Source organism: Streptantibioticus rubrisoli, assembly GCF_024436055.1.
Lineage (GTDB): Bacteria > Actinomycetota > Actinomycetes > Streptomycetales > Streptomycetaceae > Streptantibioticus_A > Streptantibioticus_A rubrisoli.
The window spans coordinates 1-22,447 of sequence record NZ_JANFNH010000023.1 but is presented as its reverse complement, the minus strand read 5'-3'; the positions used below and the strand labels follow the sequence as shown (position 1 = coordinate 22,447).

General features: G+C 70.2%; 20 protein-coding genes, 1 pseudogene and 1 riboswitch. Of the genes and pseudogenes, 10 read left to right on the top strand and 11 right to left on the bottom strand.

Annotation, left to right across the window (positions count from 1 at the left end; all coding sequences use genetic code 11):
• The first annotated feature begins 255 nt into the window (after positions 1–255).
• The 5 genes from NON19_RS19185 to NON19_RS19165 all read left to right on the top strand — a co-directional run bounded on the left by NON19_RS19185 (position 256) and on the right by NON19_RS19165 (position 6,573).
• The gene (locus NON19_RS19185; RefSeq protein ID WP_255929713.1) at positions 256–762 is read left to right on the top strand and encodes a hypothetical protein; all 507 of its coding nucleotides are present in this window, start codon (positions 256–258) and stop codon (positions 760–762) included.
• Positions 763–825: 63 nt separating this feature from the next.
• Positions 826–2,430 (top strand): S1 family peptidase, encoded by a 1,605-nt coding sequence (locus tag NON19_RS19180; protein WP_255929711.1) that lies wholly within the window; start codon positions 826–828, stop codon positions 2,428–2,430.
• A gap of 292 nt (positions 2,431–2,722) precedes the next feature.
• Positions 2,723–3,640, top strand: a complete 918-nt coding sequence (locus tag NON19_RS19175; protein WP_255929709.1) for an ALF repeat-containing protein — start codon at positions 2,723–2,725, stop codon at positions 3,638–3,640.
• A gap of 213 nt (positions 3,641–3,853) precedes the next feature.
• The gene (locus NON19_RS19170) at positions 3,854–5,671 is read left to right on the top strand and encodes a glycoside hydrolase family 15 protein (RefSeq protein WP_255929707.1); all 1,818 of its coding nucleotides are present in this window, start codon (positions 3,854–3,856) and stop codon (positions 5,669–5,671) included.
• 206 nt (positions 5,672–5,877) lie between these two features.
• A complete protein-coding gene (locus NON19_RS19165) occupies positions 5,878–6,573 on the top strand; it encodes a hypothetical protein (RefSeq protein ID WP_255929706.1) in 696 nt (231 codons plus the stop codon).
• An 18-nt stretch (positions 6,574–6,591) separates the two neighbouring features.
• Here the strand turns inward: NON19_RS19165 and NON19_RS19160 are convergent, their stop codons facing one another.
• From NON19_RS19160 to NON19_RS19150, 3 genes are read right to left on the bottom strand one after another with little or no spacing between them, the layout of a single operon-like run.
• Entirely contained in the window at positions 6,592–7,827 is a 1,236-nt protein-coding gene (locus NON19_RS19160) for a cytochrome P450 (protein WP_255929705.1), read from the bottom strand.
• Positions 7,828–7,880: 53 nt separating this feature from the next.
• A complete protein-coding gene (locus NON19_RS19155) occupies positions 7,881–9,275 on the bottom strand; it encodes an NAD(P)/FAD-dependent oxidoreductase (RefSeq protein ID WP_255929704.1) in 1,395 nt (464 codons plus the stop codon).
• On the bottom strand, positions 9,265–9,501 hold the full coding sequence (locus tag NON19_RS19150; RefSeq protein ID WP_255929703.1) for a ferredoxin: 237 nt from the start codon (positions 9,499–9,501) through the stop codon (positions 9,265–9,267). The genes NON19_RS19155 and NON19_RS19150 overlap by 11 nt, the downstream gene beginning before the upstream one ends.
• A 196-nt stretch (positions 9,502–9,697) precedes the next feature.
• On the opposite strand from NON19_RS19150, the pseudogene NON19_RS19145 reads away from it, so the two are divergent.
• Positions 9,698–9,838: pseudogene (locus tag NON19_RS19145) on the top strand (sugar dehydrogenase); the annotation flags it as partial.
• A 157-nt stretch (positions 9,839–9,995) separates the two neighbouring features.
• Positions 9,996–10,526 (top strand): hypothetical protein, encoded by a 531-nt coding sequence (locus NON19_RS19140; RefSeq protein WP_255929702.1) that lies wholly within the window; start codon positions 9,996–9,998, stop codon positions 10,524–10,526.
• A gap of 111 nt (positions 10,527–10,637) precedes the next feature.
• Here NON19_RS19140 and NON19_RS19135 read toward each other — a convergent pair whose 3' ends face one another.
• On the bottom strand, positions 10,638–11,966 hold the full coding sequence (locus NON19_RS19135) for an alpha/beta hydrolase (RefSeq protein WP_255929701.1): 1,329 nt from the start codon (positions 11,964–11,966) through the stop codon (positions 10,638–10,640).
• 465 nt (positions 11,967–12,431) lie between these two features.
• Here NON19_RS19135 and NON19_RS19130 point away from each other — a divergent pair, with 465 nt between their 5' ends.
• On the top strand, positions 12,432–13,838 hold the full coding sequence (locus NON19_RS19130) for an FtsW/RodA/SpoVE family cell cycle protein (RefSeq protein WP_255929824.1): 1,407 nt from the start codon (positions 12,432–12,434) through the stop codon (positions 13,836–13,838).
• Here NON19_RS19130 and NON19_RS19125 read toward each other — a convergent pair.
• Positions 13,792–14,868 (bottom strand): alpha/beta hydrolase, encoded by a 1,077-nt coding sequence (locus NON19_RS19125; RefSeq protein WP_255929699.1) that lies wholly within the window; start codon positions 14,866–14,868, stop codon positions 13,792–13,794. The two genes, NON19_RS19130 and NON19_RS19125, sit on opposite strands and share 47 nt — an antisense overlap.
• A 223-nt stretch (positions 14,869–15,091) precedes the next feature.
• Positions 15,092–15,236, top strand: a riboswitch (cyclic di-AMP (ydaO/yuaA leader).
• A gap of 12 nt (positions 15,237–15,248) precedes the next feature.
• Between NON19_RS19125 and NON19_RS19120 the strand changes: the two genes are divergently transcribed.
• Complete coding sequence (locus NON19_RS19120) at positions 15,249–16,199, top strand: M23 family metallopeptidase (protein ID WP_255929697.1); 951 nt, start codon at positions 15,249–15,251, stop codon at positions 16,197–16,199.
• 160 nt (positions 16,200–16,359) lie between these two features.
• Here the strand turns inward: NON19_RS19120 and NON19_RS19115 are convergent, their stop codons facing one another.
• The 3 genes from NON19_RS19115 to NON19_RS19105 form a co-directional block, all read right to left on the bottom strand.
• Positions 16,360–16,662: a hypothetical protein gene (locus NON19_RS19115; protein WP_255929695.1), complete on the bottom strand. Its 303-nt coding sequence runs from the start codon at positions 16,660–16,662 to the stop codon at positions 16,360–16,362.
• Positions 16,663–16,753: 91 nt separating this feature from the next.
• On the bottom strand, positions 16,754–17,446 hold the full coding sequence (locus NON19_RS19110; protein WP_255929693.1) for a M10 family metallopeptidase domain-containing protein: 693 nt from the start codon (positions 17,444–17,446) through the stop codon (positions 16,754–16,756).
• Between the two features lie 145 nt (positions 17,447–17,591).
• Positions 17,592–17,960, bottom strand: coding sequence for a hypothetical protein (locus tag NON19_RS19105; protein ID WP_255929690.1), 369 nt, complete (start codon positions 17,958–17,960; stop codon positions 17,592–17,594).
• 94 nt (positions 17,961–18,054) lie between these two features.
• On the opposite strand from NON19_RS19105, the gene NON19_RS19100 reads away from it, so the two are divergent.
• Complete coding sequence (locus NON19_RS19100) at positions 18,055–18,693, top strand: HAD family hydrolase (protein ID WP_255929688.1); 639 nt, start codon at positions 18,055–18,057, stop codon at positions 18,691–18,693.
• 16 nt (positions 18,694–18,709) lie between these two features.
• Here the strand turns inward: NON19_RS19100 and NON19_RS19095 are convergent, their stop codons facing one another.
• The 3 genes from NON19_RS19095 to lhgD form a co-directional block, all read right to left on the bottom strand.
• Positions 18,710–20,137, bottom strand: a complete 1,428-nt coding sequence (locus NON19_RS19095; RefSeq protein ID WP_255929686.1) for a PrsW family glutamic-type intramembrane protease — start codon at positions 20,135–20,137, stop codon at positions 18,710–18,712.
• 124 nt (positions 20,138–20,261) lie between these two features.
• On the bottom strand, positions 20,262–21,026 hold the full coding sequence (trmB, locus tag NON19_RS19090) for a tRNA (guanosine(46)-N7)-methyltransferase TrmB (protein WP_255929684.1): 765 nt from the start codon (positions 21,024–21,026) through the stop codon (positions 20,262–20,264).
• 134 nt (positions 21,027–21,160) lie between these two features.
• On the bottom strand, positions 21,161–22,369 hold the full coding sequence (gene lhgD / locus NON19_RS19085) for an L-2-hydroxyglutarate dehydrogenase (protein WP_255929682.1): 1,209 nt from the start codon (positions 22,367–22,369) through the stop codon (positions 21,161–21,163).
• Positions 22,370–22,447 lie beyond the last annotated feature (78 nt).

Genomic DNA, 22,447 nt, shown 5'->3' with positions numbered 1-22,447 from the left:
CCCTGAGGAAATAGGTGAGTTCAGTCATAGGGCGGCACACCTGCAGGTGCGGCTGGTCGGGCCTGCACCGGTGGTCGCCAGTGAGCCAGCGCTGGCTGACGGGGCATCAGCTAGGGCTTGGTGAAATGGCGTTGACGTGTGCCAGTAGCATCCTATGCACAGGTTCTACATAGTCAGTTCACAGGTACTTCACTGCTGTGCTGTCCCACCATGGGGAAGGAAAACACCGTGATACCCACTGGCAGACGGCTCGTCATGGCGAGCGTTGCCGGGGCGCTGGCCATCAGCGCCGCAGTCGCGACCCTGACCACCGCACACGCCGCCCCAGCGGACCCCACCCCGTCCCCAGCCCCGTCCGTCTCCGCTACGGCTTCTTCGGGCGATGACACGATGCCTTCGGCCGTGGAGGACTTCGCCTACCCGGGAGCGGCGAAGATCTTCCAGGACAAGCAGATCCTCCTCAAGCGGGGCGACGGCCACATCCTGCTGACCGACTGCAAGTCCTCCTACGCGATCATGGTGGAGTCGCGGACCGCACAGAAACAGTTCTGCTTCGCCGTCAGTGGCAGGCAGGGCGAGTTGACCCTTGAGTTGCCCGATGCCTACGGCATCTGGACCCAGGACCACCCCGTCCAGGCCACGGTCAAAAGCGATGACAAGGAAACCGTCATCGAAGCCGCGAAGAACGACTACAAGCCCTTCGGCGAGTCCGGCACCAGCGGGAAGCGCGCCGTCCTCGTCGAACTGCGCGTCACCGGCTAACGCCGCCTCCGCTTGCGTCAGTTCGCCCCTTTGACCGCCTCCATTTTCCTGAAAGACGCACACATGCTTGGCAGACGTCCACGCGCCGCGTGGCTCACCGCACTTGTCACCACCACCACCGCCACCGCGATGGCCGGGCTGTTCACCGGGACGGCAGCCCATGCCGTGGTAGGTGATCCAGCCCAAGACGGCGCCTACCCGTACCTGGCGAAGCTGGACATCACCGTGGGCGACGCCCAGCGCTCGTGTACGGGCACTCTCGTGGACGACCAGTGGGTCCTCACCGCGAGCAGTTGCTTCGCCGACGACCCCCAGCAAGGCTCCACGGTCCCCGCCGGGGCACCGAAGGGGAAGGCCACCGCGACCGTCGGCCGCGCCGACCTGTCCAGCAGCACCGGCGCCGTCGCCGACATCACCCAGCTGGTGCCACGCCCCGACCGCGACCTGGTCATGGCCCGCCTGGCCAAACCCGTCACCGGGATACCCATCCTCCCCATCACCTCCACCGCCCCGGCGACCGGCGACGACCTGACGGCTGCCGGATACGGCCGCACCAAGGACGAGTGGGTACCCAACCACCCTCACACCGGGGCCTTCACCGTCGATACCCCGCAGCACACCACCCTCGCCGTCAACGCCAAGCCCGGCACCCAGGCGGCCCTGTGCAAGGGCGACACCGGCGCACCCCTGCTCCGCCAAACCAGCGGCGCAGGCGCCGAGTTGGCCGCGGTGGCCACCCGCTCCTGGCAAGGCGGCTGCCTCGACTCACAACAGACCCGCACCGCGGCACTGGCCACCCGGGTCGACGACCTCGCCGCCTGGATCCAACAGATCCGCTACTCCAGCACCTTCGCCAAAGCACCCTGGAAGTACGCCCAGCAGATGACCGCTGGCTACTACACCGGCGGATCGGCGGGAGGCACCCGCCACATGGACCTCATCGTCCAATGGACCGACGGCGAGGTAACCCTGTACCAGGGCGCCGACGGCAACGATCCGGCCAGGCCCTTCGCAGCCGAGTACCAACTCGCACCACGAAAGGGCGCATGGGCCAAAGCCGTCTCCATCGACAGCGCCAACTTCACCGGCGGCACCACCGACGGTCTGGTCGTACGGTGGGACGACGGGAAGATCACCCAGTACACCACCGTCGACGCCAAGGGCTTCCACGGCGAGAAGCAACTCGCCGCGCCCAACACCACGTGGAAGGACGCCCGTCAGATGACGGTCGGCCGCTTCACCCCCGGCGGACGCAGGGACGACCTGATCGTGGTCTGGAAGGACGGCGAGACCTCTCTCTACACCGACCTGGCCACCAACGGCGTCAAGCGCGAGACGCAGCTGGCCAAGCCCAACACCACCTGGACCTACGCGGACCAGATCACCGCGGGTGAGTTCACCGGCAAGGAGACCGCAGATCTGCTCGTGCGGTGGAAGGACGGCGAGACCACCATCTACCCCGGCCTGAACGCCAAGGGCATCCCGAAGGAGGTCCGTATCGAGCAGGCCAAGTCCGCCTGGGCCAACGCCACCGTGGTGGCCGCTGGCGCCTTCACCACCAACACCGTCTCCAACGATGTTCTGGTGCGCTGGAACACCGGCCGCCTCTCCCTCTACCCCGCCGTCGACGCCACCGGCATCCACGACCAAATCACCCTCGCCCCCTAACCGCCTCGCACGGCAACGGACTTGAGGCCGACGCCTGCCAAGGCCACATCACAGGGCGCTGAGCGCGGCCGCCGCGCTGTGGGCGGCTAAGGCCCGTGGTAGGCGTCCTCTCCTCCGCCCAATGCCACGGGGCGTGGTCTTCGCCTTGCGCCGCGATGCCCCACTGACTGCTCGTTCCCCCGCCGCAGCGCATCCGGCGCTACGCCGACACCGCTCGCGCTGCAGGCGAAGAGTGCCGACTCGCCCCGGAACGCACGTAGTTCACCGTAGAGAAGGACCGTACGGATCACTTATGAAGAAGCTGATCATCACCGCTGTCGCCGCTGTGGCGCCAGCCATCGCACTGGCCTCGCCAGCGCTGGCCGCCACCACACCAACAACCCACACAAGCTGCGAGACGATCCCCGACAACCACACCGCAGGCGCATCCACCGCGCCAAGCACAACACCGCCCGCTACCGGCGCACCCCAGACCGCCGCCGACACGCCGACAGGACCAACATCCTCCCCGGAGGAGGACCGGGTCGCGATCCTGAAAGTCCTCGCCGACCCGTACAGCGGTCAGTACCTGCGCGAGGCCGCCCAGCATGCGCTGGACGGGACCGCGGCCGACATGCGGCACTTCCTGGAGACCACCCAATACATCGCGCGGTACAACGACGACCGCATCCGCACCGCCCAGATCATCAGCGTCGGCGGCCTCGCCGTACGCAAGGCCGGTGACCTGGCGCTTATCAGCGACGATCCCGAGAAGATCCGCTACTTCCTCGAAGTCGGCCAGTACGAGGCACGCAATGAGGACAACCGGGTACGCGTCAGCCAGATCATCAACGGCGGTGGCTCCATCGTCAAAGAAGCCGGCAAGGCCGCGCTGAGGGGCACCCCGCAGGACGTACAGCGCTTCCTTGACATCGGCCAGTACGAAGCCCGCTTCCAGGACGACCGCATCCGCATCGCCCGCATCCTCAGCGGCCCCGTCGGTCCCACCCTGCGGGAGGCTGGCGAAGCCGCGCTGGACAGCGACGACCCCGACACTGTTCGCAACTTCCTCGATGTGGGCCAGTACCAAGCCCGAGCGGTCGACGAAGCCCACGCACACGCTCACCACGCCAAGCCCGCCCCGACCCACCACGACAGCAGCGGCAAACACGCCAAACACAGCCCCCACCAGCGCACTGGCAAGCACGCCAAACCCACGCTGGACTTTTGATCCATTGGTTCAGGGTTCGAGCCCTGATGGCCCGCCGTTGGAAAAGCGGGGCACCCCTTCTGACCCGCTACGCAGCGTCCTGGTCGGCCTCGGCTGGCTGGGGCGCTGCGCCATTTCCGGCCGTCTGGCGGCCGGGGACGCCTCTTGTCGCCTCGCGGGCCTGGCGGATGAGGGTGACAGTGGGAGGAGCGGTGGGGGGAAGGCGGGGTGGTCATGGACCGGTACCCACTCATCGCCGACCATGGCCTGGTCGGCGACCTTCAGACAGCGGCCCTGGTCTCGTCCCAGGGGGTCGTGGACTGGTGGGCGACCCCGCGGTTCGACTCGCCCAGTGTTTTCGCCGCTCTGCTCGACCACGACCGCGGCGGCTACTTCCGGTTCGCGCCGGAGCCCCGGGGCACCGTCCGCAAGCAGCTCTACTATCCCGACACCGCGGTTCTGGTGACGCGGTTCATGTCGCCTGACGGGGTCGGCGAGGTCTTCGACTGGATGCCTGCGGACCACGCCGGCACGCCCACCGACCGGCATGTGCTGATGCGCGGGGTGCGGGCGGTACGCGGCTCGGTGCGCTTCGTCCTGGAGTGCCGACCGCGGCTCGACTACGGCCGGGCCGCCCATGAACTCGAGCTGCGGGATGGCACCGCCACGTTCCGGGCGCCCGGGGTCGCCGCGCATCTGCAGGGCACGTTTCCGCTGCAGCGGGACGGCGGCGATGTGCGGAGCACGGTCACCTTGAAGGCGGGTGAGGTGGCCGGTGCCGTCCTCACCGTCGACGCGCCGGACGCGCAGCCCCCGCCGTCCCCGACGGTGGACGGGGTGCTGCGGGAGTTCTGGGCGGCCGTGGAGTTCTGGCAGCGCTGGATACGCGTCTCGCGATACCGGGGCCGGTGGCCGGGGGTGGTGCACCGGTCGGCGATCACCCTCAAGCTGCTCACCTACGCGCCGACTGGTGCCCCCGTCGCGGCCGCCACCATGGGGCTGCCCGAGCAGATCGGGGGCGAACGCAACTGGGACTACCGGTACACCTGGGTCCGTGACGGGTCGTTGTCCGTGCGCGCCCTGCTTGACCTGGGGTTCGATGAGGAAGCGGCGCAGTTCACCCGCTGGCTGGGGGACCGGCTCCACGGCCAGGAGGGCGCCGGAGGTGAACCCCTTCAGATCATGTACCGCGTGGACGGGGACCCCGAGCTGCCGGAGGAGGTCCTTCCGCACCTGGAGGGTTATCGCGGCTCGTATCCGGTGCGGGCGGGGAACGCCGCGGCCGATCAGCTGCAACTGGACATCTACGGGGAAGTGCTCTACGCCCTGGCGGAGGGACGCGAGGTCGCCAAGCGGGCTGGCTACCACGGCTGGAAGAACCTCGCCCGGACACTGGACTGGCTCGCCGATTCCTGGGACCGCCCCGACGAGGGCGTCTGGGAGACCCGCGGCGGGCGCAAGGACTTCACCTTCAGCCGGGTGATGTCCTGGGTGGCCTTCGACCGGGGACTGCGACTGGCCGCCGATTACAGCCGTCCTGCCGACGCCCCGCGTTGGACCGCCGCTCGCGACGCGATCCTCGAGCAGGTGATGGAGCGCGGCTGGAACGACAGGGAACAGGCGCTCGCCCAGCACTACGGAGGCGACGTACTCGACGCCTCGCTGCTGCTCATCCCGCGGGTGGGGTTCCTGGCGCCCCGGACGGAGAGTTGGCTGTCCACGCTTGACGCCATGGAGCACACCCTTGTGTCGGACAGTCTCGTCTACCGCTACGACCCCGCGGCCTCGCCTGATGGCCTGCGGGGCTCCGAGGGCACGTTCAGTCTGTGCACGTTCCTCTATGTGGACGCCCTCGCCCGTGCCGGACGCCTGCGCCAGGCTCGGTACGCCTTCGAGAAGATGCAGACCTACGCCAACCACGTCGGCCTGTTCGCCGAGGAGATCGGCCCCAGCGGTGAGCAGTTGGGCAACTTCCCGCAGGCGTTCACCCACCTGTCGTTGATCATGGCTGCCACCACCTTGGACGATGCCCTCGACCGGCAACGTGACTGAAAGCCCCATGACGGGCTGCCCGCGGGACGACGGCGGCCCCCTCGCGTCGCCGACCAGCCGCTGCCGGGATGGCGGTGCGGCCATGGGAGTGGTGACCTCGGGGACGGGTGTCGCCGAACGGCCGGTCGCCCGGCGCCGCTTGGCACGATGGGGTCGGCGGCACACGCCCGGCTCATGCGGCGGTGGCCGCGACGGCGGGAGACTTCATGCGGGCGGTGAACGGACGGGCGGCGCGAGCGCTGCGGTCGCCACGCGCCGCGGGTGCGGCGGGGGTGGTGTTCGCGTTGCTGCTGAGCGCTGCTCTGGTCCTGGCCCGCATCGCGATTCCCGGCCACCCCAGCGCTTCGGCCGGTTGGCTCGGCGACCCCGGCCACCGCGAGGCGGTGCGTACGGCGCTCGGGCTGGTGCCCTTCGCCGGTGTGTCCTTCTTGTGGTTCATGGGCGCGGTCCGGGATCACATCGTGCACGGGCAGGAGGACAGGTTCTTCGACGCGCTTCTCCTGGGCAGCGGACTGTTGTTCATGGCGGTGGTGTTCGTCCTCTCGGCCTGGGTGAACGGCCTGATCGCAGTCGCGGGCACCTTCAACCTGACGGGCCAGTGGGCGTCGTGGGAGCTCGGACGCCACGTCACGCTGACGCTGCTGGCGAGTTACGCGATGCGCATGGCGGCGGTCTTCACGTTGTGTGCCACGACCGTGGGGCATCGGGTCGGTGTCTTCCCCCGCTGGCTCACCTGGCTGGGCTATCTCGCCGGGCTGGTCCTGCTGTTCCTCGTGAGCACGATCGCCTGGTCCGAACTCGTCTTCCCCGCCTGGGTGCTGGCCCTGAGCGGTCACGTCCTGTGGTCCACGTTCCGTTTCCCCGGGGCGCGAACTGCCCCGGGGAACAGGCGAACCACGTGAGACATGAGCGGGTACGGTTCAGTCCCTGATCCCGCTGACGGTGAGGGGCAGATGCCGGGGGCCGCGCAGGACCGCGTTGCGGCGGTAGGGGGGCGGATCCTCGACCAGGCGAGGGGCGTCGAGTCGGCGGACGAGTTCGGTGAGGGCCAGTTGCGCCTCCAGCCGTGCGAGGGGGGCGCCGAAGCAGTTGTGGAGGCCGTGGCCGAAGCCGAGGTGCTGGTTGTCGGTGCGGTCGGGGATGAAGCGGTCGGGGTCGGTGAAGCGCTGCGGGTCCCGGCTGCCGGAAGCGACCATCAGATAGAGCGGCGCGCCCTTGGGGATGATGGTCCCGGCGATGTCGATGTCCGCCAAGGTGGTGCGCTGCGGAAGCATCTGCACGGGGGGCTCGAATCGCAGCAGTTCCTCGACGAGCGGGACGGCAAGGCCGGGGTCGGAGCGCAGCCGCTGGAGGACGTCGGGATTGCGCAGCAGGGTGAGCATGCCGTTGGTGATGAGGTTGACGGTGGTCTCGTGGCCGGCGACCAGCAGCAGAGCCGCGGTGGTGATGATTTCCACCGGTGACATCTGACCGTCCGGGCCGTGGTCGGTGGCCATGGCGGAGAGCATGTCGTCGCGCGGTGCGCGGCGGCGCTCCTCGACGAGACCGGCGAGGTAGGCGGCGAGGTCGCCACGGGCTTGCCGGAGGGACTCCTGCTGGGCCTGGCGCTCCTCGTCAGTGCCAGGGGGGTCGAGACTGGCGGCGATGGTGTCGGCCCACTCGTGGAAGTGCTTCTCGTCCTCGCGTGGGACACCCAGCAGCCTGCAGATCACGGTGACGGGGAAGGGATAGGAGAAGTCGTCGACGAGGTCGATGGCATCCCGGTCGCGCAGGGCGTCGATGAGACCGGAGACGATCTCGGTGAGTTCGCCGTGCATGTCGAACACCCGGCGCGGGGTGTGCGGGGGGCCGAACGGGCGCATCGCCAGTCGGCGCAGCCGGTCGTGCTCGGGAGGGTCGAGTCTGATGAAGGCCGGTGGCAGGTTCGGGTCCTGTTCCAGATCAGTGCCCCTGGCTGCCTCGGGGGTCAGATTGCGGGCGTCGGAGCTGACCCGCGGATCGTGCAGCAGGCTCTTGATCTCCCAGTATGTGCTGACCAGGTAGGGGCCGTCCTCGTCGCGCACCACGGGTGTCTTGCGCAGTTCGGCGTAAAGGGGATACGGGTCGGGGCGGTTGGCGTAGTCGGTGATCTGGCGCAGGAGTGCGACCGACGTCATGGCGAGTTCCTTCCAGTGCTTCAGCCGGAGCGTCGTTGTCGAAAGCGCCCGGGTCAGGCGCGGTGCGGGGAGAACGAGACACGCCGGTCGGTCGGTGAGTGGCCGCTGAGGGTGACGGTGGGGCCGTGGCTGGGCAGCGAGGGGTCGGGGAATCCGGCCGCCACTGGCCGCATCCCTTCGGGACGCCGGTCGACGGTGGGGAACTCGGGTGGGAACGGGGCGGCCTGTTCGATCTGCCGCTCGTAGAAGTCCAGCCATTTCGCCTGGTCGAAGGTGACGGCGGCGATGACCCGCCCCTGGTAGCCGTAGGCCGCGGTGAAGCGGTGCTCGGCCAGCGACCCCTGGGTGACGAGGATCTGGTCGGCCATGGGCGGCACGCCGACGGACTTGATGTTGACACCGAACTGGGCGGACCAGAAGGACGGCATCCACAGGTGCGGGAGCCGGTCCGTGCTCGCGCTGACCATGTTGTGGGCCGCGATCTCGGCCTGCGCGACCGCGTTGCCCCAGTGCTCCAGGGAGAGGAACTGGTAGCCGAAGAGCGGGTGCGGGGAGCGGGCGACGTCACCGGCGACGAAGACGTCGTCGGTGACGATTCCCCGAACGTCGAAGGCCCGGCATCCGGCGTCGCAGGCGATGCCGCGCGGCCCGGCCCCAAGACCGGAGTCCGCGAGCCATTCGGTGTTGCGGGTCGCGCCCAGCGCGACGACCACCACCTCCACCTCGACCGCGGTGCCGTCCGAGAAGTGGGCCCTGCGCACCCGGCCCGCGGAGTCCCCCTCCAGCCCGGTGACCTGCACCCCGCACCGCAGATCCACGCCGTGCGCGCGCTGCAGCTCCGCGGCCACCTCGCCGACCACACCGCCGAGCGCCCCCACCAGCGGAGCGGCACCGCGTTCCGCCACGGTGACCGGCAGCTCCCGCTCCCGGCAGGCGGAGGCGATCTCGGAGCCGGTGAACCCGGCTCCGATGACCAGGACCCGATGCGGCCCGGCCTTCAGCCGGTGGTGCAACTGGGCGGCGTCGTCCCTGGTACGCAGCACGAAGACGCCGTCGAGGTCGGCTTCCAGTTCGTGTGGCCACGGGCGGGCCCGCACGCCGGTCGCGATCAGCAGCCGGTCGTACTCGACCGCGTCGCCATCGGCCAGCGAGACCCGCTTGCCCGCCAGGTCCAGTCCGGTGGCGGCGGTCCCGAGCCGCCACTGCGCGTCGACCGCCCGGCGCCGCGGCAGTGCCGTGTGGTCGGCGGGCACCTTGCCGAGCAGGACCTGTTTGGACAACGGCGGCCGGTCGTACGGCTCGTGGGGCTCGTCGCCGACCATGGTGAGCGTGCCGGTGAATCCCTCGTCGCGGAGCGCCTCGGCGGCCCGCAGGCCAGCCAGGGAGGCGCCGACGATGACGATGCTCCCCGAGCGCCGGAACGCCTCCAGGTATCCGTCAACCGACACGGGAGGCACCCGCCTTCCCCCCGGCCGCCGCCGCGTCCTCGGGCTCGACGGTGATGGCCTTGACCGGGCACGCGTCCGCCGCCCGCCGCACGTTCTCCCGCTGCCTGTCGTCGGCCTGCGGGTCGTACATCAGCGCCTCATCCCCGTGCATGGTGAACACCTCCGGGGCGAGGAACGCGCACTGCGCATACCCCTGGCACCGGTTGAGGTCAACGACAAGCCTCATGAGCTCTCCGCTTCCTCGCGGCTGACCGTGGCCCTGCCGCTGTTCCCGTCGGCGTGCGATCCGGAGACAGGCCGTCCCCGCTCCAGCATGGAAAGACCGCCCTGCGGGCGCACCTCCGCCGCGCCGACAGGGTGAGGCGCGGCGTTCCCCGCCCTTGAGGGCCGACGTCGGCGACGGCGGAGGCTGGTCACCTCCCCGCGAAGCCGCCGAAGAGGTGGTGCGGGAGATCGAGGGGTTCGGCGTGCGGGCCTACGCCCACGAGGCGGACGTGTCCCAGGAGGACCAGGTCGTCGACATGGTCTCCCGCATGGTCGACGAACTCGGCACGATCGACGTCCCTCTACGTCGACGGCGGCATGACACTCTTCCCGGGCTTCGCCACCGGCGGATGACCCCCGGAGCCTTCACCGGCGGATGACCCCCGGCACCCCCTCGAAACGAGACCGACGGCCGCCGTCATGCGGGTCACCGTCTCCGCAGTGATCCTGGGAGGCGTGGGACGGCGAGCCAACACGCACAACCGAGCGCACGGGGATGGCCCGACGCCGACTGCCGGGAGGCGGACCGACTACGCCGGTGCGGTCTACGGCTCGGTCCTCGCAGCGTCGGTGGTGGCCACTGCCGGGACGCTCGGCCCGTTCCCCCGGGTCAAGCTGGTGGCGTTGCTGCTCATCACCGGCGTCGTCTTCTGGGCGGCACATGTCTACGCGCGAGTCGTCGGCGAACGGCTGCTGCGCCAACCGCTTTCCGGTGTCGAGATCCGCCGGGTGGCTGTCAGCGAGTGGCCGATCGTCAAAGTGGCCGTCCCACCCGCCGTCGCGGTGGCGATCAGTCCGCTCTTCGGCCTCGGGGTGGAGGGCACCACGTGGTTCGCACTCACCGTCGCCCTGCTCGAACAGGTCGGCTGGGCATCCGTCCCGGTCATCCGCAGTGGCGCCCCAACGCGCATGGTGTTGGCCAACGGCGCTGTCAACCTCCTCCTCGGAGTGGTCATCGTTCTCGCCAAGGCCGTACTCCACCGCTGAATCGCAGCGGAACCGATTCCGCCGCATACGTGGCCAGCAGCAGTCGGCGCTGAGGGCCGAGTCGACAGCTGGCCCTGCAGTCGCGCGCGGTGGGCGCCCGGGACGCGCGGGTCACGCCGTACGGGGGGCGCCGGTGCCGCGTCGGTCCGAGGCGGCCAGGGGCTTGGGGTGGTGGGGCTTCGGGAGCTGCTTGGCGCCGGGGGTGCCGAGTTGCTGGGCGAGCCAGGGCAGGGCCTGGGCGAAGGCCCGGGAGCCGAACTGCCAGTCGTGGAAGCCGGGGGCCACGTTCACCTTGCAGCTGATGCCGTCCTTGGTGGCCGCCGCGCACAGCTTGTGGGCCTGGGCGATGTGCTTGCCCTCGTGGTCGCCGCTTTCGAACCAGCCGGTGACGTGCTGGTACCGGCCGTGGTGGGCCAGCACGGTCAGCGGGTCGTGGGCGCTCCAGGCCGCCGCGTCGCCGCCGTACAGCTTGCTGATCGTCTGCTGCTTGGTACCGGTGTTGGGGCCGATGTCCCCGGAGATGTCCTCGAAGTGGGTGAAGACGTTCGGGTGCTCGACGGTCATGTCGACCGCGCAGGTGCCGCCCATCGACCAGCCGACCACACCCCACTTACGGGCGTTGGTGCTGGTGCCGAAGGTCTTCTCGATGTACCTGGGCACGTCCTGGACCAGGTGGTCCTCCGCCATGCCCCTGGGGCCGTTGACGCACTCGGTGTCCACCTTGAAGCCGCCGGCGGGGTCGGCGAAGACCAGTACCGGTGCGAAGCCGTGGTGCTTTTCCGCGTACGCGTCGGCGGTCGCCACGGCGCCACCGGCCCGCACCCAGTTGTCGGGCTCGGAGAACTCCCCGCCGATCATCTCCAGCACCGGCAGCTTGGGCCGGGTCTTGCTGCGGAACCAGGCGGGCGGCAGGTAGACCAGCTCCTGGCGCGGGTGGAATCCGGCGTTGCCGGGTATGTCCACCGACACGATGCGGCCGGTCTTGGTCTTGCCGGTCACCGTGCCCAATTGGGACAGGGTGATCTGCTGCGGCAGCGGGCTGTCGGTCAGCTCACCGATGGCGTCGTCCACCGTCGGGTAGTAGCCGAGCGACTGGTTTACCGCGTTGGCCGCACAGAAGACGGCCAGCAGCATGGCGACCGGTGCCAGCAGCCGCCGCCACCAGCGGGCGCCGCGCCAGCCGACCACCAGGACCACCAGCGCGGTGATCGCCACCCCTGCCCAGATCCACAGCGTGAACGGCACCGGATCGGTGATCCCGGCCGCCCTGACCACGACCACCGCCAGTACGGCGGTCACCGCGGCGGACGCCACGACGGCCAGCGGCGCCCGACGCAGCCGCCAGTTCCGGTCCCGCCAGCCGATGGCGGCCAGGCAGGCCAGCGCGGCCACGATTTGGACGGTCCACGGAAACCAGCCGTCGAGCAGAGAGACGTTCATGGCGGGGAAGCGTAATCACGCAGGTTGTGCTTCTGATCGTTCTTCGCACTCATGAGCGATCTTGGGGCAGGGTTGCGACAAAAGAGATATGGCCGTGTCGATGAGCGGTTCACGGGGGCGGCTGTCAACCGGCTTGCGCGCGCGGGCGGTTGGCTGGCGGGTGGGGCTTGCCCTCCGGCGCGCGGCGGCGGCCCCGGGCGCGCGGGTGTGCGCGAAGTCACCGGTGCCCACGGCGGCGGTGGGGCGACTGAACCGGTGTCCGGCGCGCGACGTACCGTGATGTGACGCGGGACGCGCCGTAGCCTGGCGAACCCCGGGTACGGGAAGCTGGGGGCGGTCGCGGGCGCCCGGCGCGGGCGGGCGGAACGGACCTTTGCGTAACCGTGCAACAATGCCGCAGATCCCCACCTGGAATCGCTGGGCTGCGGGGACCGCAGGATCAAGGGAGGGCGCGTGGCTTCACCCATGGTGAATCGGCGCAGGAACACCGAACTGGTGCTGATAGTCGGCGCCATCGCGCTCGGCATGCTCGGCTATGCCAGCGCCTCGCTGGCGCTGAACGACACCGTGCCCGGCAAGCTGTACCTGGTCGGTGGTGTCCTCGCCGTGATGGCGCTGGCCGCGCACGCCGCGGTGCGGCGCTTCGCCCCGTACGCGGATCCGCTGATCCTGCCGGTCGCGGTGCTGCTGTCCTCCACCGGTCTGATGCTCATCGCCCGCCTGGACATCAGCTACCGGGTGGAGTTCCCCAAGAGCTTCTCCGCCAAGACACCGCAGCAGGTCATGTGGATGGCGATCGCGGTGGTGATGTTCATCGCGGTTGTGATCTTCCTCAAGCACCACCGGGTGCTGCAGCGCTACGCCTACATCCTGATGACGGTGGCCCTGGTGCTGCTGATAGCGCCGGTGTTCTCGCCCAGCGACACCTACGGCGCCAAGCGCTGGATCCAACTGCCCGGGGCGACCATCGAGCCGGACGAGTACGTCAAGCTCGCCATCGCCGTGTTCTTCGCGGCGTACCTGACGGTCAACCGCGACGCGCTGGCGCTGGTCGGCCGCAAGGTGTGGGGGATCAGCCTGCCGCGCGGCCGCAACCTGGGCCCGGTCATCGCCGTGTGGGTGGTCAGCCTGCTGGTGCTGGTCTTCGAGAACGACCTGGGCACCTCGCTGATCTTCTTCGGCGTCTTCGTGATCATGCTGTACGTCGCCACCGAACGCACCGGATGGGTGGTCGTCGGTCTGCTCATGGCGGTGGCGGGCGCCGGAATCGTGGGTTCTACGTCCTCCCACGTTGTCGGGCGCGTGGTCGCCTGGCTGCACCCGATGGACATCTTCCTGCCGCCCAGCCAGCGCCCTGCCGGTCTGGTCTCCGACCAGGCGGCGCAGGCGCTGTTCAGCTTCGGCAGCGGCGGCATCCTCGGCACCGGCCTCGGCCAGGGCCACCCGTGGCTGATCGGCTTCGCCGGGCAGAGCGACTTCATCCTCAGCACGGTCGGCGAGGAACTGGGCCTGGCGGGCATCACCGCCGTGCTGCTGCTGTACGTACTGCTGGTGGAGCGCGGCCTGCGGACCGCGATCGTCCTGACCGACCCCTTCGGCAAGCTGCTGGCCGCGGGCTTCTCGGCGGCCCTCGCCCTGCAGGTGTTCGTGGTGGCGGGCGGGGTCACCGGCCTGATTCCGCTGACCGGCAAGGCGTTGCCGTTCCTTGCCTACGGTGGCTCGTCCGCGGTGGCCAACTGGCTGATGGTCGCGGTGCTGATCAAGTTGAGCGACGCGGCGGGCCGGATCACCGAGGAGACGCTGAATCCGACGCCGTCGCTGGCCACTACCTCCGAGGCGCTGACCGCTGTGGTGCCGCGAGCTGCTGGCTGAGCCAGCCGAAGGCGGCCGGGTACTCGCTGGTCCACGTGCCGTAGTTGTGCCCGCCGGTGGAGAGCAGCTCGGTCTTCACCCGGACCGTGCTGCCTTCCGCGGCGCGGATGAACTGCTCGATGTAGAACGGTTGGCTGAAACGGTCCTGCTTCGAGGTGGCCAGGAAGATCCCCACGTCCGCCCTGGAGTGCCGGACCATGTCGGTCGGGCTGTTGAGACGGCGCAGTTCGGGGTCGGACAGAATCGACGGGTCGCCGGACAGCCGGTCGGGGTCGAGCGCGGCGCCCGCGCCGAACACCTTCGGGAACTGCAGCGGGAGCTTGGCGGCGCAGTAGCCGCCGGTGGAGAAGCCCATCACGCCCCAGCCCTTGGGGCCCGGGACGGTACGGAACTTGTCCCTGATCAGGCTCGGCACATCGGCCGACAGCCAGGTGGCGACCTTGCGGCCCGGGATGTCGGCGCAGTCGGTGTCGACGCTGCCCGGGTTGATCACCGGCATGGCCAGGATGAACGGATGCGCCTTGTTCGCGTCCACCAACTTCTGGAAGGCGGTGGGCATACCACCGTGCTCCAGCCAGGACTGCGGTGAGCCGGGCACCCCGTGCAGCAGCATCAGTACCGGGAACCTCATGTTCCGGTTCCTGGGGTCGTCGTACTCCGGTGGGGTCCACACGATCACCTGGCCGGAGAGCTTGGAGTGCGCGCCGTGGAAGTACGTGTCCAGGATTCCGGTACCGCTCCGGCTGAACTTGGCCTGCGAGGCGGGCGGTCCCGGCATGGCGGCGGCGTTGGCGTTGTTGTTCGTGCCCAGCAGGTCCGACCAGGACGCGTACAGCCCGTAACTGGTGTTGATCCACGCGGCGACCACGGAGATCGCCGTCAGCTGGCAGAGCAAAATCATGACCAGCCGCGACAGCCAGCGCACCAGTTGCGGTCCGGGGATACGGGACCACAGCAGCAGGGTGGCCAGGACCATCAGTACCGTCGCGGCGATCAGGACGACGAAGAACAACGTGCCGGTGAGACTCACGCCGTACTAGACGGGTGGGAAGGGGCTGGCGTTCCGCCGGATTCCGCCGGTTCACGTGGTTGACGCACTGTTCACCGCCCGCCCGCCGATCCGTTACCCGCGCCGCGGGCCCACCGCTGACGGCACGTGGGCCAGGCCCGGGGTGCGCGGGCGCCAACCGGCCTGTGCGGGCGCAGTTTTCCCCGAACGGGTTGGAAACAAGCCGTCGGGTCTATTAACGTTCGATAACGCAACGCCGAATCCCGCGCTCGGGCGCGGGAACCGGGGACCCATCCCGTGGGGTGAATCCGGCCTGTGCCAGGGCCGGTAGGAGACCTTCCTGCTTCCGAACCCGTCAGCTAACCCGGTAGGCGTGAAGGAAGGAAAGGAGTGCGCCACCAGTGGCGTCGCAGCAGCCCGCCCTCGCGGATCCCGCCCCCTCGCCCGACCCGGCCGCTCCGGTTCCCTCGGACGACCTGTCCGCCGGTGACGGGGGGCGGCACCGACTGCCCAAGCAGCGCTCCGTCTCGCGTGGTTCGACGGTGCTCGGCGTCGCCGCGATGGCCGCGGTCGGCGCGGGCGGGGTGGCCGCCGCACAGGGCAAGTCGCCGGTTTCCATTCCGGTTTCGGTCCCCGACGTACTGCCGCAGGTGATGCACGCCGTCACCGGTTCCGCCGCCGACCACACTCCGGCCACCGCCCCCGCGGCGTCCTTGGACCCGGGCGAGTCGCTGCGCACCCGGATCCTGGCCCAGGCGCAGGGCCAGCGGGCCGCGGCCGACGCCGCCGCACGCGAGGCGGAGCGCAAGGCCGCCGAGGAACGGGCCGCCAAGGAGGCCGCCGCGCGCAAGGTGCGCGAGGAGGTGGCGAAGAAGAAGGCCGAGGAGGACGCTCGGCGCAAGGCGGCCGAGGAGGCCGCCGCCAAGGCGGAGGCCGAGCGGGCCGCCCAACTCGCCACCAGCTACGGCAAACCCGTCATGTCCTACACCCCGACCGCGGGATTCGGCGCGGCGAGTTCGCTGTGGTCGTCCACCCACACCGGTCAGGACTTCGCCGCGCCGACCGGCACTCCCGTGATGGCCATCCACAGCGGAACGATCACTTCCGCTGGGTGGGCCGGTTCGTACGGGTACCGGATCGTGCTGACCCTCGATGACCGCACCGAGCTGTGGTACTGCCATCTGTCCTCGATGGTGAAGACCGGTGGCAAGGTCACCACCGGCGACGTCATCGGCCGGGTGGGCGCGACCGGCAACGTCACCGGGCCGCATCTGCACCTGGAGGTCCGGCCGGGCGGGGGCGGACCGGTCGATCCGCTGCCCTGGCTGCGGGACCACGGGGTATCGGTATAATCTTCAACAAGAAGGCGTACTGAGCGCCCGTTCAGCGCCGTTGGGTCGGCCCTGCCCCGCCCGATGCCGCGCCGTAGACGCCGTGCCGCTCGTGCGTCCCGTGTACTGCCGACGGCCCCGGTGCCATCCCCCGACACCAGGGCCGTCGGCGCACCACCTGTCAGTAGTTGCGGTCGGCGGCTATCCACGCCGCGGCCGCGACCGTGCCCGCCGCGGTGAGGACCGCGGGCCAGGCGCCGACCTTCTTCGCCAGCGGGTGCGAGCCCGCGGCGGCGGCCGCGTACAACCCGCTCAGCGTGGCGGCCGTCTTCAGCCCGGCCTTGCCGTTCCAGTCCCGCGCGGCGAAGGCACCCGCCACCGCCAGCGCGGCACCGCCCAGCGGCCGCTTCTTGGTCCAACGCGCCACGCCATAGCCGCCGATCAGCCCGGCCGCGGCCGCCACGGAACCCGGAATCCTGGGCATCCGCGCTACCTCCCGTTATAAACAACTTCTGTGTGGTTCCTGAGACTAACCCCGCCCGAATTGTCGCTGCGGGGCGGGCCGGGGCGTGCTGTCACGCCGTCCAGTTGCGCCCGAGCTGCCTGAGCCCCGCCAGGTCGAGGTCGGTGAACCGTCCGCCCCGACTGCCGCTGTAGCCGCCGTTCGGGCTGCACATCAGAGGGCGGAAACCCTGGGCGTCGGTGACGCACTTGAACGGGATGTCATTGCCCTTGGCGTCCTTGGCGTTGGGGTGGTCCAGGCCCACCAGGTGCCCTATCTCATGGACGACGGCGTTCGCCTTCCACCAGTCCGGGTCCTTCCAGGCGGGGGTCCAGTACTCGCTGTCTATCTTGGCTATGCCACCGAACGCCGAGTGGTCGACGGTGTCGTAGCAGGGCAGCGCCCGGCTCATTCCCTTCTGTCCGTTCAGTGGGCGGTAGTTGAGGCTCATCACCAGGTGGTGCTTGGTCGGGCAGTTGCCCGTGAAGTTCTCCACCGTACGGCTCAGGACGAACTTCGCGCCGGTGGCGCTGCTCAACTGGCCCAGCACCGGGGCGATGTACGGCGTCAGCCGGTCCCTTGCGGCGGCCGAGGTGAAGGTGAAGGTGTACGGCTTGGAGCGGTCGATGGAATGGATGCCCCAACTGGTCTCTATCGCCCAGCCCCGTCCCGAGTAGACCGGCGCCGCGGACGCGGTCGGGACGGCGGTCCAGGCCGCCACGGCCGTGACCACGGCCAGCAGCACGGCTGCGGTGCGTGTTCTCATGATGTCCCCCGTGTGATGTGCGTGCTCGGCACGCCGAACCGGTGAACCAGCCCCCGCCGGGCCCCAGTTCGACGCTGATCAAGACTCTGCTGATCAAGACTCTAGCGAGGGGGACTGACACTCCCCGACCCCCCACCGCGCGGTCCTACTCCAGATCCACGATCTCCTCGGCGTACACCGTCGCCAGCGGCTGCGGCCCCACGTACTGCTGGCAGTTGCACCGCCGCGGCTCGTAGCTGACTGGTTTCCGCTCCGCGTCCCAGGCGGTCGGCGCCTCGACCATTTCATGGCACTTGCCCTGTTTGTCATGCTTGGCCAGATGGTGTGTACACCCGCAGACCGGCTCCGGCGGCTTGTTGGCCGCGTCCAACGCCAGTTGCCTGCGCTCCTCGGCGGCCAGCCGCTGCAGCTTCCGCTCGTGCCGGGTCCGCAAGGCCTGCCGTACGCTCTTGCTGGCCCAGCCGCCCCCGACGGCGACCGCCCAGGCCACACCCCACCACGGCAGATCAATCATTGGTCCCCCCTGTGCCGGATCTCCCGCGCATTATCGCGACCCTCGTCCCCGCCCGGCCAAGTGGGCTGCGGGAACGGCGCTTTAGGCTGCGCGCATGATTCGCGCTGTGGTGTTCGACGTGGGCGAGACGTTGGTGGATGAGACCAGGGTCTTCGCGGGGTGGGCGGACTGGTTGGGGGTGCCGCGGCACACCTTCTCGGCGGTTGTCGGGGCCGCGGTGGCTCGGGGGGAGTCGCTGCTGTCGGCGATGCGGGTGTTTCGGGAGGACTTCGACTGGCAGGTTGAGGACGCCAGGCGGAAGGCGGCGGGGGAGTCGTGCGGGTTCGGCAGCGCGGACCTCTATCCCGATGTGCGGCCGTGCATAGCGGAGTTGAAGCGGGCGGGGCTCTGGGTGGGGATCGCGGGGAACCAACCGGTGCGGGCGCACGGTGACCTGGTCGCGTGCGAACTGCCGGTTGATCTGATCGCCACCAGCGAGGGTTGGGCGGTGAGCAAGCCCGATCCGGCGTTCTTCCGACGCGTGGTGGACGCGGCGCCGTGTGAGGCGGCGGAAATCCTCTATGTGGGGGACCGGGTCGACAACGACGTCATCGCGGCCAAGCAGGCCGGGCTCAGGGCGGGGCTGTTGCGGCGAGGGCCGTGGGGGTTCATCGAGCAGGGGCCGGACGGCGGCGCCGATGTGCGGCTCGACGGGCTGCGGGAGTTGCCCGGCTGGGTGGCCGCCCGGCGCTGAGGCTCAACGGTGAGGTTCAGCGGGGCGGGCCGTAGGGGCCGTAGTGCGGTGGCGGGAACTGCGGGCCCGGCCAGACCGGTGGCACCGGCGGAAGGACGGAGTACGCGGCCTGGACGAGCAGCGGCTGGGCCAGGGCCTTGCGCTGCCACATGTGGTGCAGCAACTCCTGCTCGCGGACGGTGAAGTCCGGGTCGGCGTCGCCCCGCGCGGCGCGGGCCCGCAGGAAGGCGAGCGAGGTCGCGAACGACTGGTACTCGCGCACCGCGCGGGCGGCGGCCGGGCCGCGGGAGCCGCGGGCCAGGTCACGGGCGAGCTTGCGGGCCTTCATCGAGGACAGGGCGACCGGTTCGAGCGGCGCGAGCCAGCCCGCCATCGCGTACACCGGCAACTGGGCGCGGATCGTGCGCAGTTCGTTGCCCCGCGACCAGACCGCCAGCCACGCCAGCAGGGTGAAGACCGGGAGCATGAAGGCCGCGTAGATCAGCAGGAAGCCGAACTGGCCGAGCGACGACGAACCGTTCCATATGCCGTGCAGCAGCATGGCTATCACCCAGCCGCCGAGCGGTGCCAACCAGCGGCGTGCCTGGCCGCGGCGGCTCATCGCCGCTATGCCGAAACCGACGCCGGTCATGCTGGTGAACAGCGGGTGGGCGAACGGGGACATGATCACGCGGATGAAGAAGGTGGCGATCGTGGTGGAGCCCAGGCCGGTTGAGCCCAGCACCTGGTCCTCGCCGAAGGCGTTGCCGATGTACAGGATGTTCTCGGTGAACGCGAAGCCGGTCGCGGTGATCCCGGCGACCACCACTCCGTCCACGATGCCCTGCACGTCGCGGCGGCGGAACAGGAAGATCAGCAGTACCGCGGTGCCCTTGCAGGTCTCCTCCACCAGCGGTGCGACGAAGGTCCCGCCCCAGGTATCGCTCTCCCCGGGGTGCGAAGTGAACGTCGTCGCCAGCAGATGCGTCGCATAACTGTTGGCGAGCAGCGCGACAAGCGTTGCCGCGCACGCCCCCCAGGCGAAACAGAAGACCAGGTTCCGCCAGGGCTGCGGTTCCACGCGGTCGACCCACAGAAACGTTCCGACGAGCAGCGGGACCGGCAGTACCGCCAACGCCAGGCCGACCAGGAAGCCCTCGGTGCCGGTCTGTTGGCGGACTATCGCCAAAATGACCAGGCCGCACAGCGCGAGCAGGGCGATCAGCGCACCGGCGCGCAGCGCCTTGCTCTCCCAGAACGCCCGACGCGGCTTGTACCGCCAGTGCTTGGGCAGCGCGAACTGCGGCTGCTGCTCGTAGGAAGGGACCGGGTGCGCGCCGTGGGTGTGGGGCCCCGGAGTGGGGTTCGTGCCCGGCGCCGGATAGGCCGGGCCGGTGGGCCCGTACCCGTTCGGCCCGGTGTGCTGGGACCCGACGGGACCGGGCGAATGCGGGTGCGAGTACACCCGTCGAGCCTAAGGCCGAACGGGTGGTGCGCGCGACGCCGCGTCGGACCGTGGCTGGCGGGCGCGCCCGGCGGTGGCGCGGTGGGGGCGCGCACGGTACGAGGCCGGTGCGGGCCGGTTGGGGTCAGCGGCGGGTGAAGACCAGGTCGTGCACGACGTGGCCCTTGGCCAGGCCCTGTCGCTCGAACTTGGTCATCGGCCTGAAGTCCGGACGGGGCGCGTAGCCGTCGTACGCGTTGCGCAGCTCCGGCTCGGCACCGAGCACCTCCAGCATCTGCTCCGCGTACGGCTCCCAGTCGGTGGCGCAGTGGAAGACGGCGCCGGGGGCGAGCCGGGAGACGGCAAGGGAGACGAACTCCGGCTGGATCATCCGGCGCTTGTGGTGGCGGGCCTTGGGCCAGGGGTCGGGGAAGAAGACCCGCAGGCCCGCGAGCGAGGCGGGCGGCAGCATGTCGCGCAGCAGGATGACCGCGTCACCGTTGGCCACCCGGATGTTGGACAGTCCGTTTCGCTCCGCGAGACACAGCAGGTTGCCCTGGCCGGGGGTGTGGACGTCCACGGCGAGGATGCCGGTGCCGGGGTCGGCGGCCGCCATCTGCGCGGTCGCGTCGCCCATGCCGAAACCGATCTCCACGACGACCGGGAGGTCGGCGGTGCCGAAGAGTGCCGCGAGGTCGAGCGGGGCGCCGTCGATGTCCAGGCCCCACTGCGGCCAGAGCCGGTTGATCGCGTCACCCTGCGCGGCGGTCACCCGGCCGCGGCGCGGGTGGAACGTACGGATCCGCTGCTCGTGGTGCGCGTTGGGATGCGGACGCGCCACCGGGCCGTTCGGGAACATCGGCCTGCCCCCGCGGGGCGCGGGGGTGTTCTCGGCGTCGACGGTGGACATAGTGGACACAGGGGCGCGGGACTCAGACACAGTGCACCCAATTCTACGGGGGCGGCGGCGAAGGCCCCGGGGCCGCGAGTCCGGGAGGCGAACGGTCGGCGATCGCCTCGCGCAACGCGGGGACGCCCTCGCGGCTACGCCGCGGCCAGTGCCGCCAGCGCCCGTCGGGCCACCTCCCGGCCGATGGGCAGGGACGCGGTCGCCGCTGGGGACGGCGCGTTCAGCACGTGGACGTACGGGCCCGTACCCGCGAAGAGGAAGTCGTCGGCGAGGGTGCCGTCTCGCAGTACCGCCTGGGCGCGGACGCCCGAGGCGGCCGGTATCAGGTCCTCCGGGCGCACATCGGGGAGCAGGCGCTGTACGGCGCGGGTGAAGGCGCGCTTGGACAGCGAGCGGCGGACCTCGTCGATCTCGTACCGCCAGTGGCGACGGGCTATCCGCCAGGTGCCGGGGAAGGCGGAGGTCTGCGCGAGGTCGCGCGGGCTCACCGTACGCCAGCCGTAGCCCTCGCGGGCGAGCGCCGGTACCGCGTTGGGCCCGATGTGGACGCCGCCGTCCACACCGCGGGTGAGGTGCACGCCGAGGAAGGGGAAGGCCGGGTCCGGCACCGGGTAGACCAGTCCCCGGACCAGGTCCGCGGCGGATGGCGCGAGCTCGTAGAACTCGCCCCGGAACGGGACGATCCGCATCGCTGGGCGCAGGCCCGTGAGGCGGGCGACGCGGTCGCAGTGCAGCCCCGCGCAGTTCACCAGCACCGTGGCGCGGAACTCCTCGTCGGCGCTGGAGACCACCACCTCGCCGCCGCGCTCGGTGATCGCCCGCACCCGCTGGCCGTAGCGCAGCTCCGCGCCCGCGTCCTGGGCGAGGCGGGCCAGCGTCTCGGTCACCGCGCGGAAGTCGCAGACGCCGGTGGTGCCGACGTGGACGGCGGCGATGCCGCGGACATGCGGCTCGTACTCGGCTATCTGCGACGGGACGAGCTCGCGCACCGGGATGCCGTTCTCCCTGCCGCGCTGCACCAGGGCGTGCAGCCGCGGCAGTTCGGCGCGGTCGGTGGCGACGATCAGCTTTCCGGTGACCTCGTGCGGGATGTCGTGCTCGGCGCAGAACTTGACCATCTCCGCCGCGCCCTGCACGGCGTAGCGGGCCTTGAGGGATCCCGGGCGGTAGTAGATCCCACTGTGGATCACGCCGCTGTTGCGGCCGGTCTGGTGCTGGGCCGGGCGGGGCTCCTTCTCCAGCACGATGACCCGGGTGCCGGGGGCGGTGCGGGTGATCGCGTACGCGGTGGACAGACCGATGATGCCAGCGCCGATCACCAGCACGGCGTCTGCGGTTGCCATCGCATCACCTCCGGGTCCCTCGGGTTGTGGATTCCATCATGGACCGGGGCACTGACAACGAGCCTTTCCTTTCCCGCC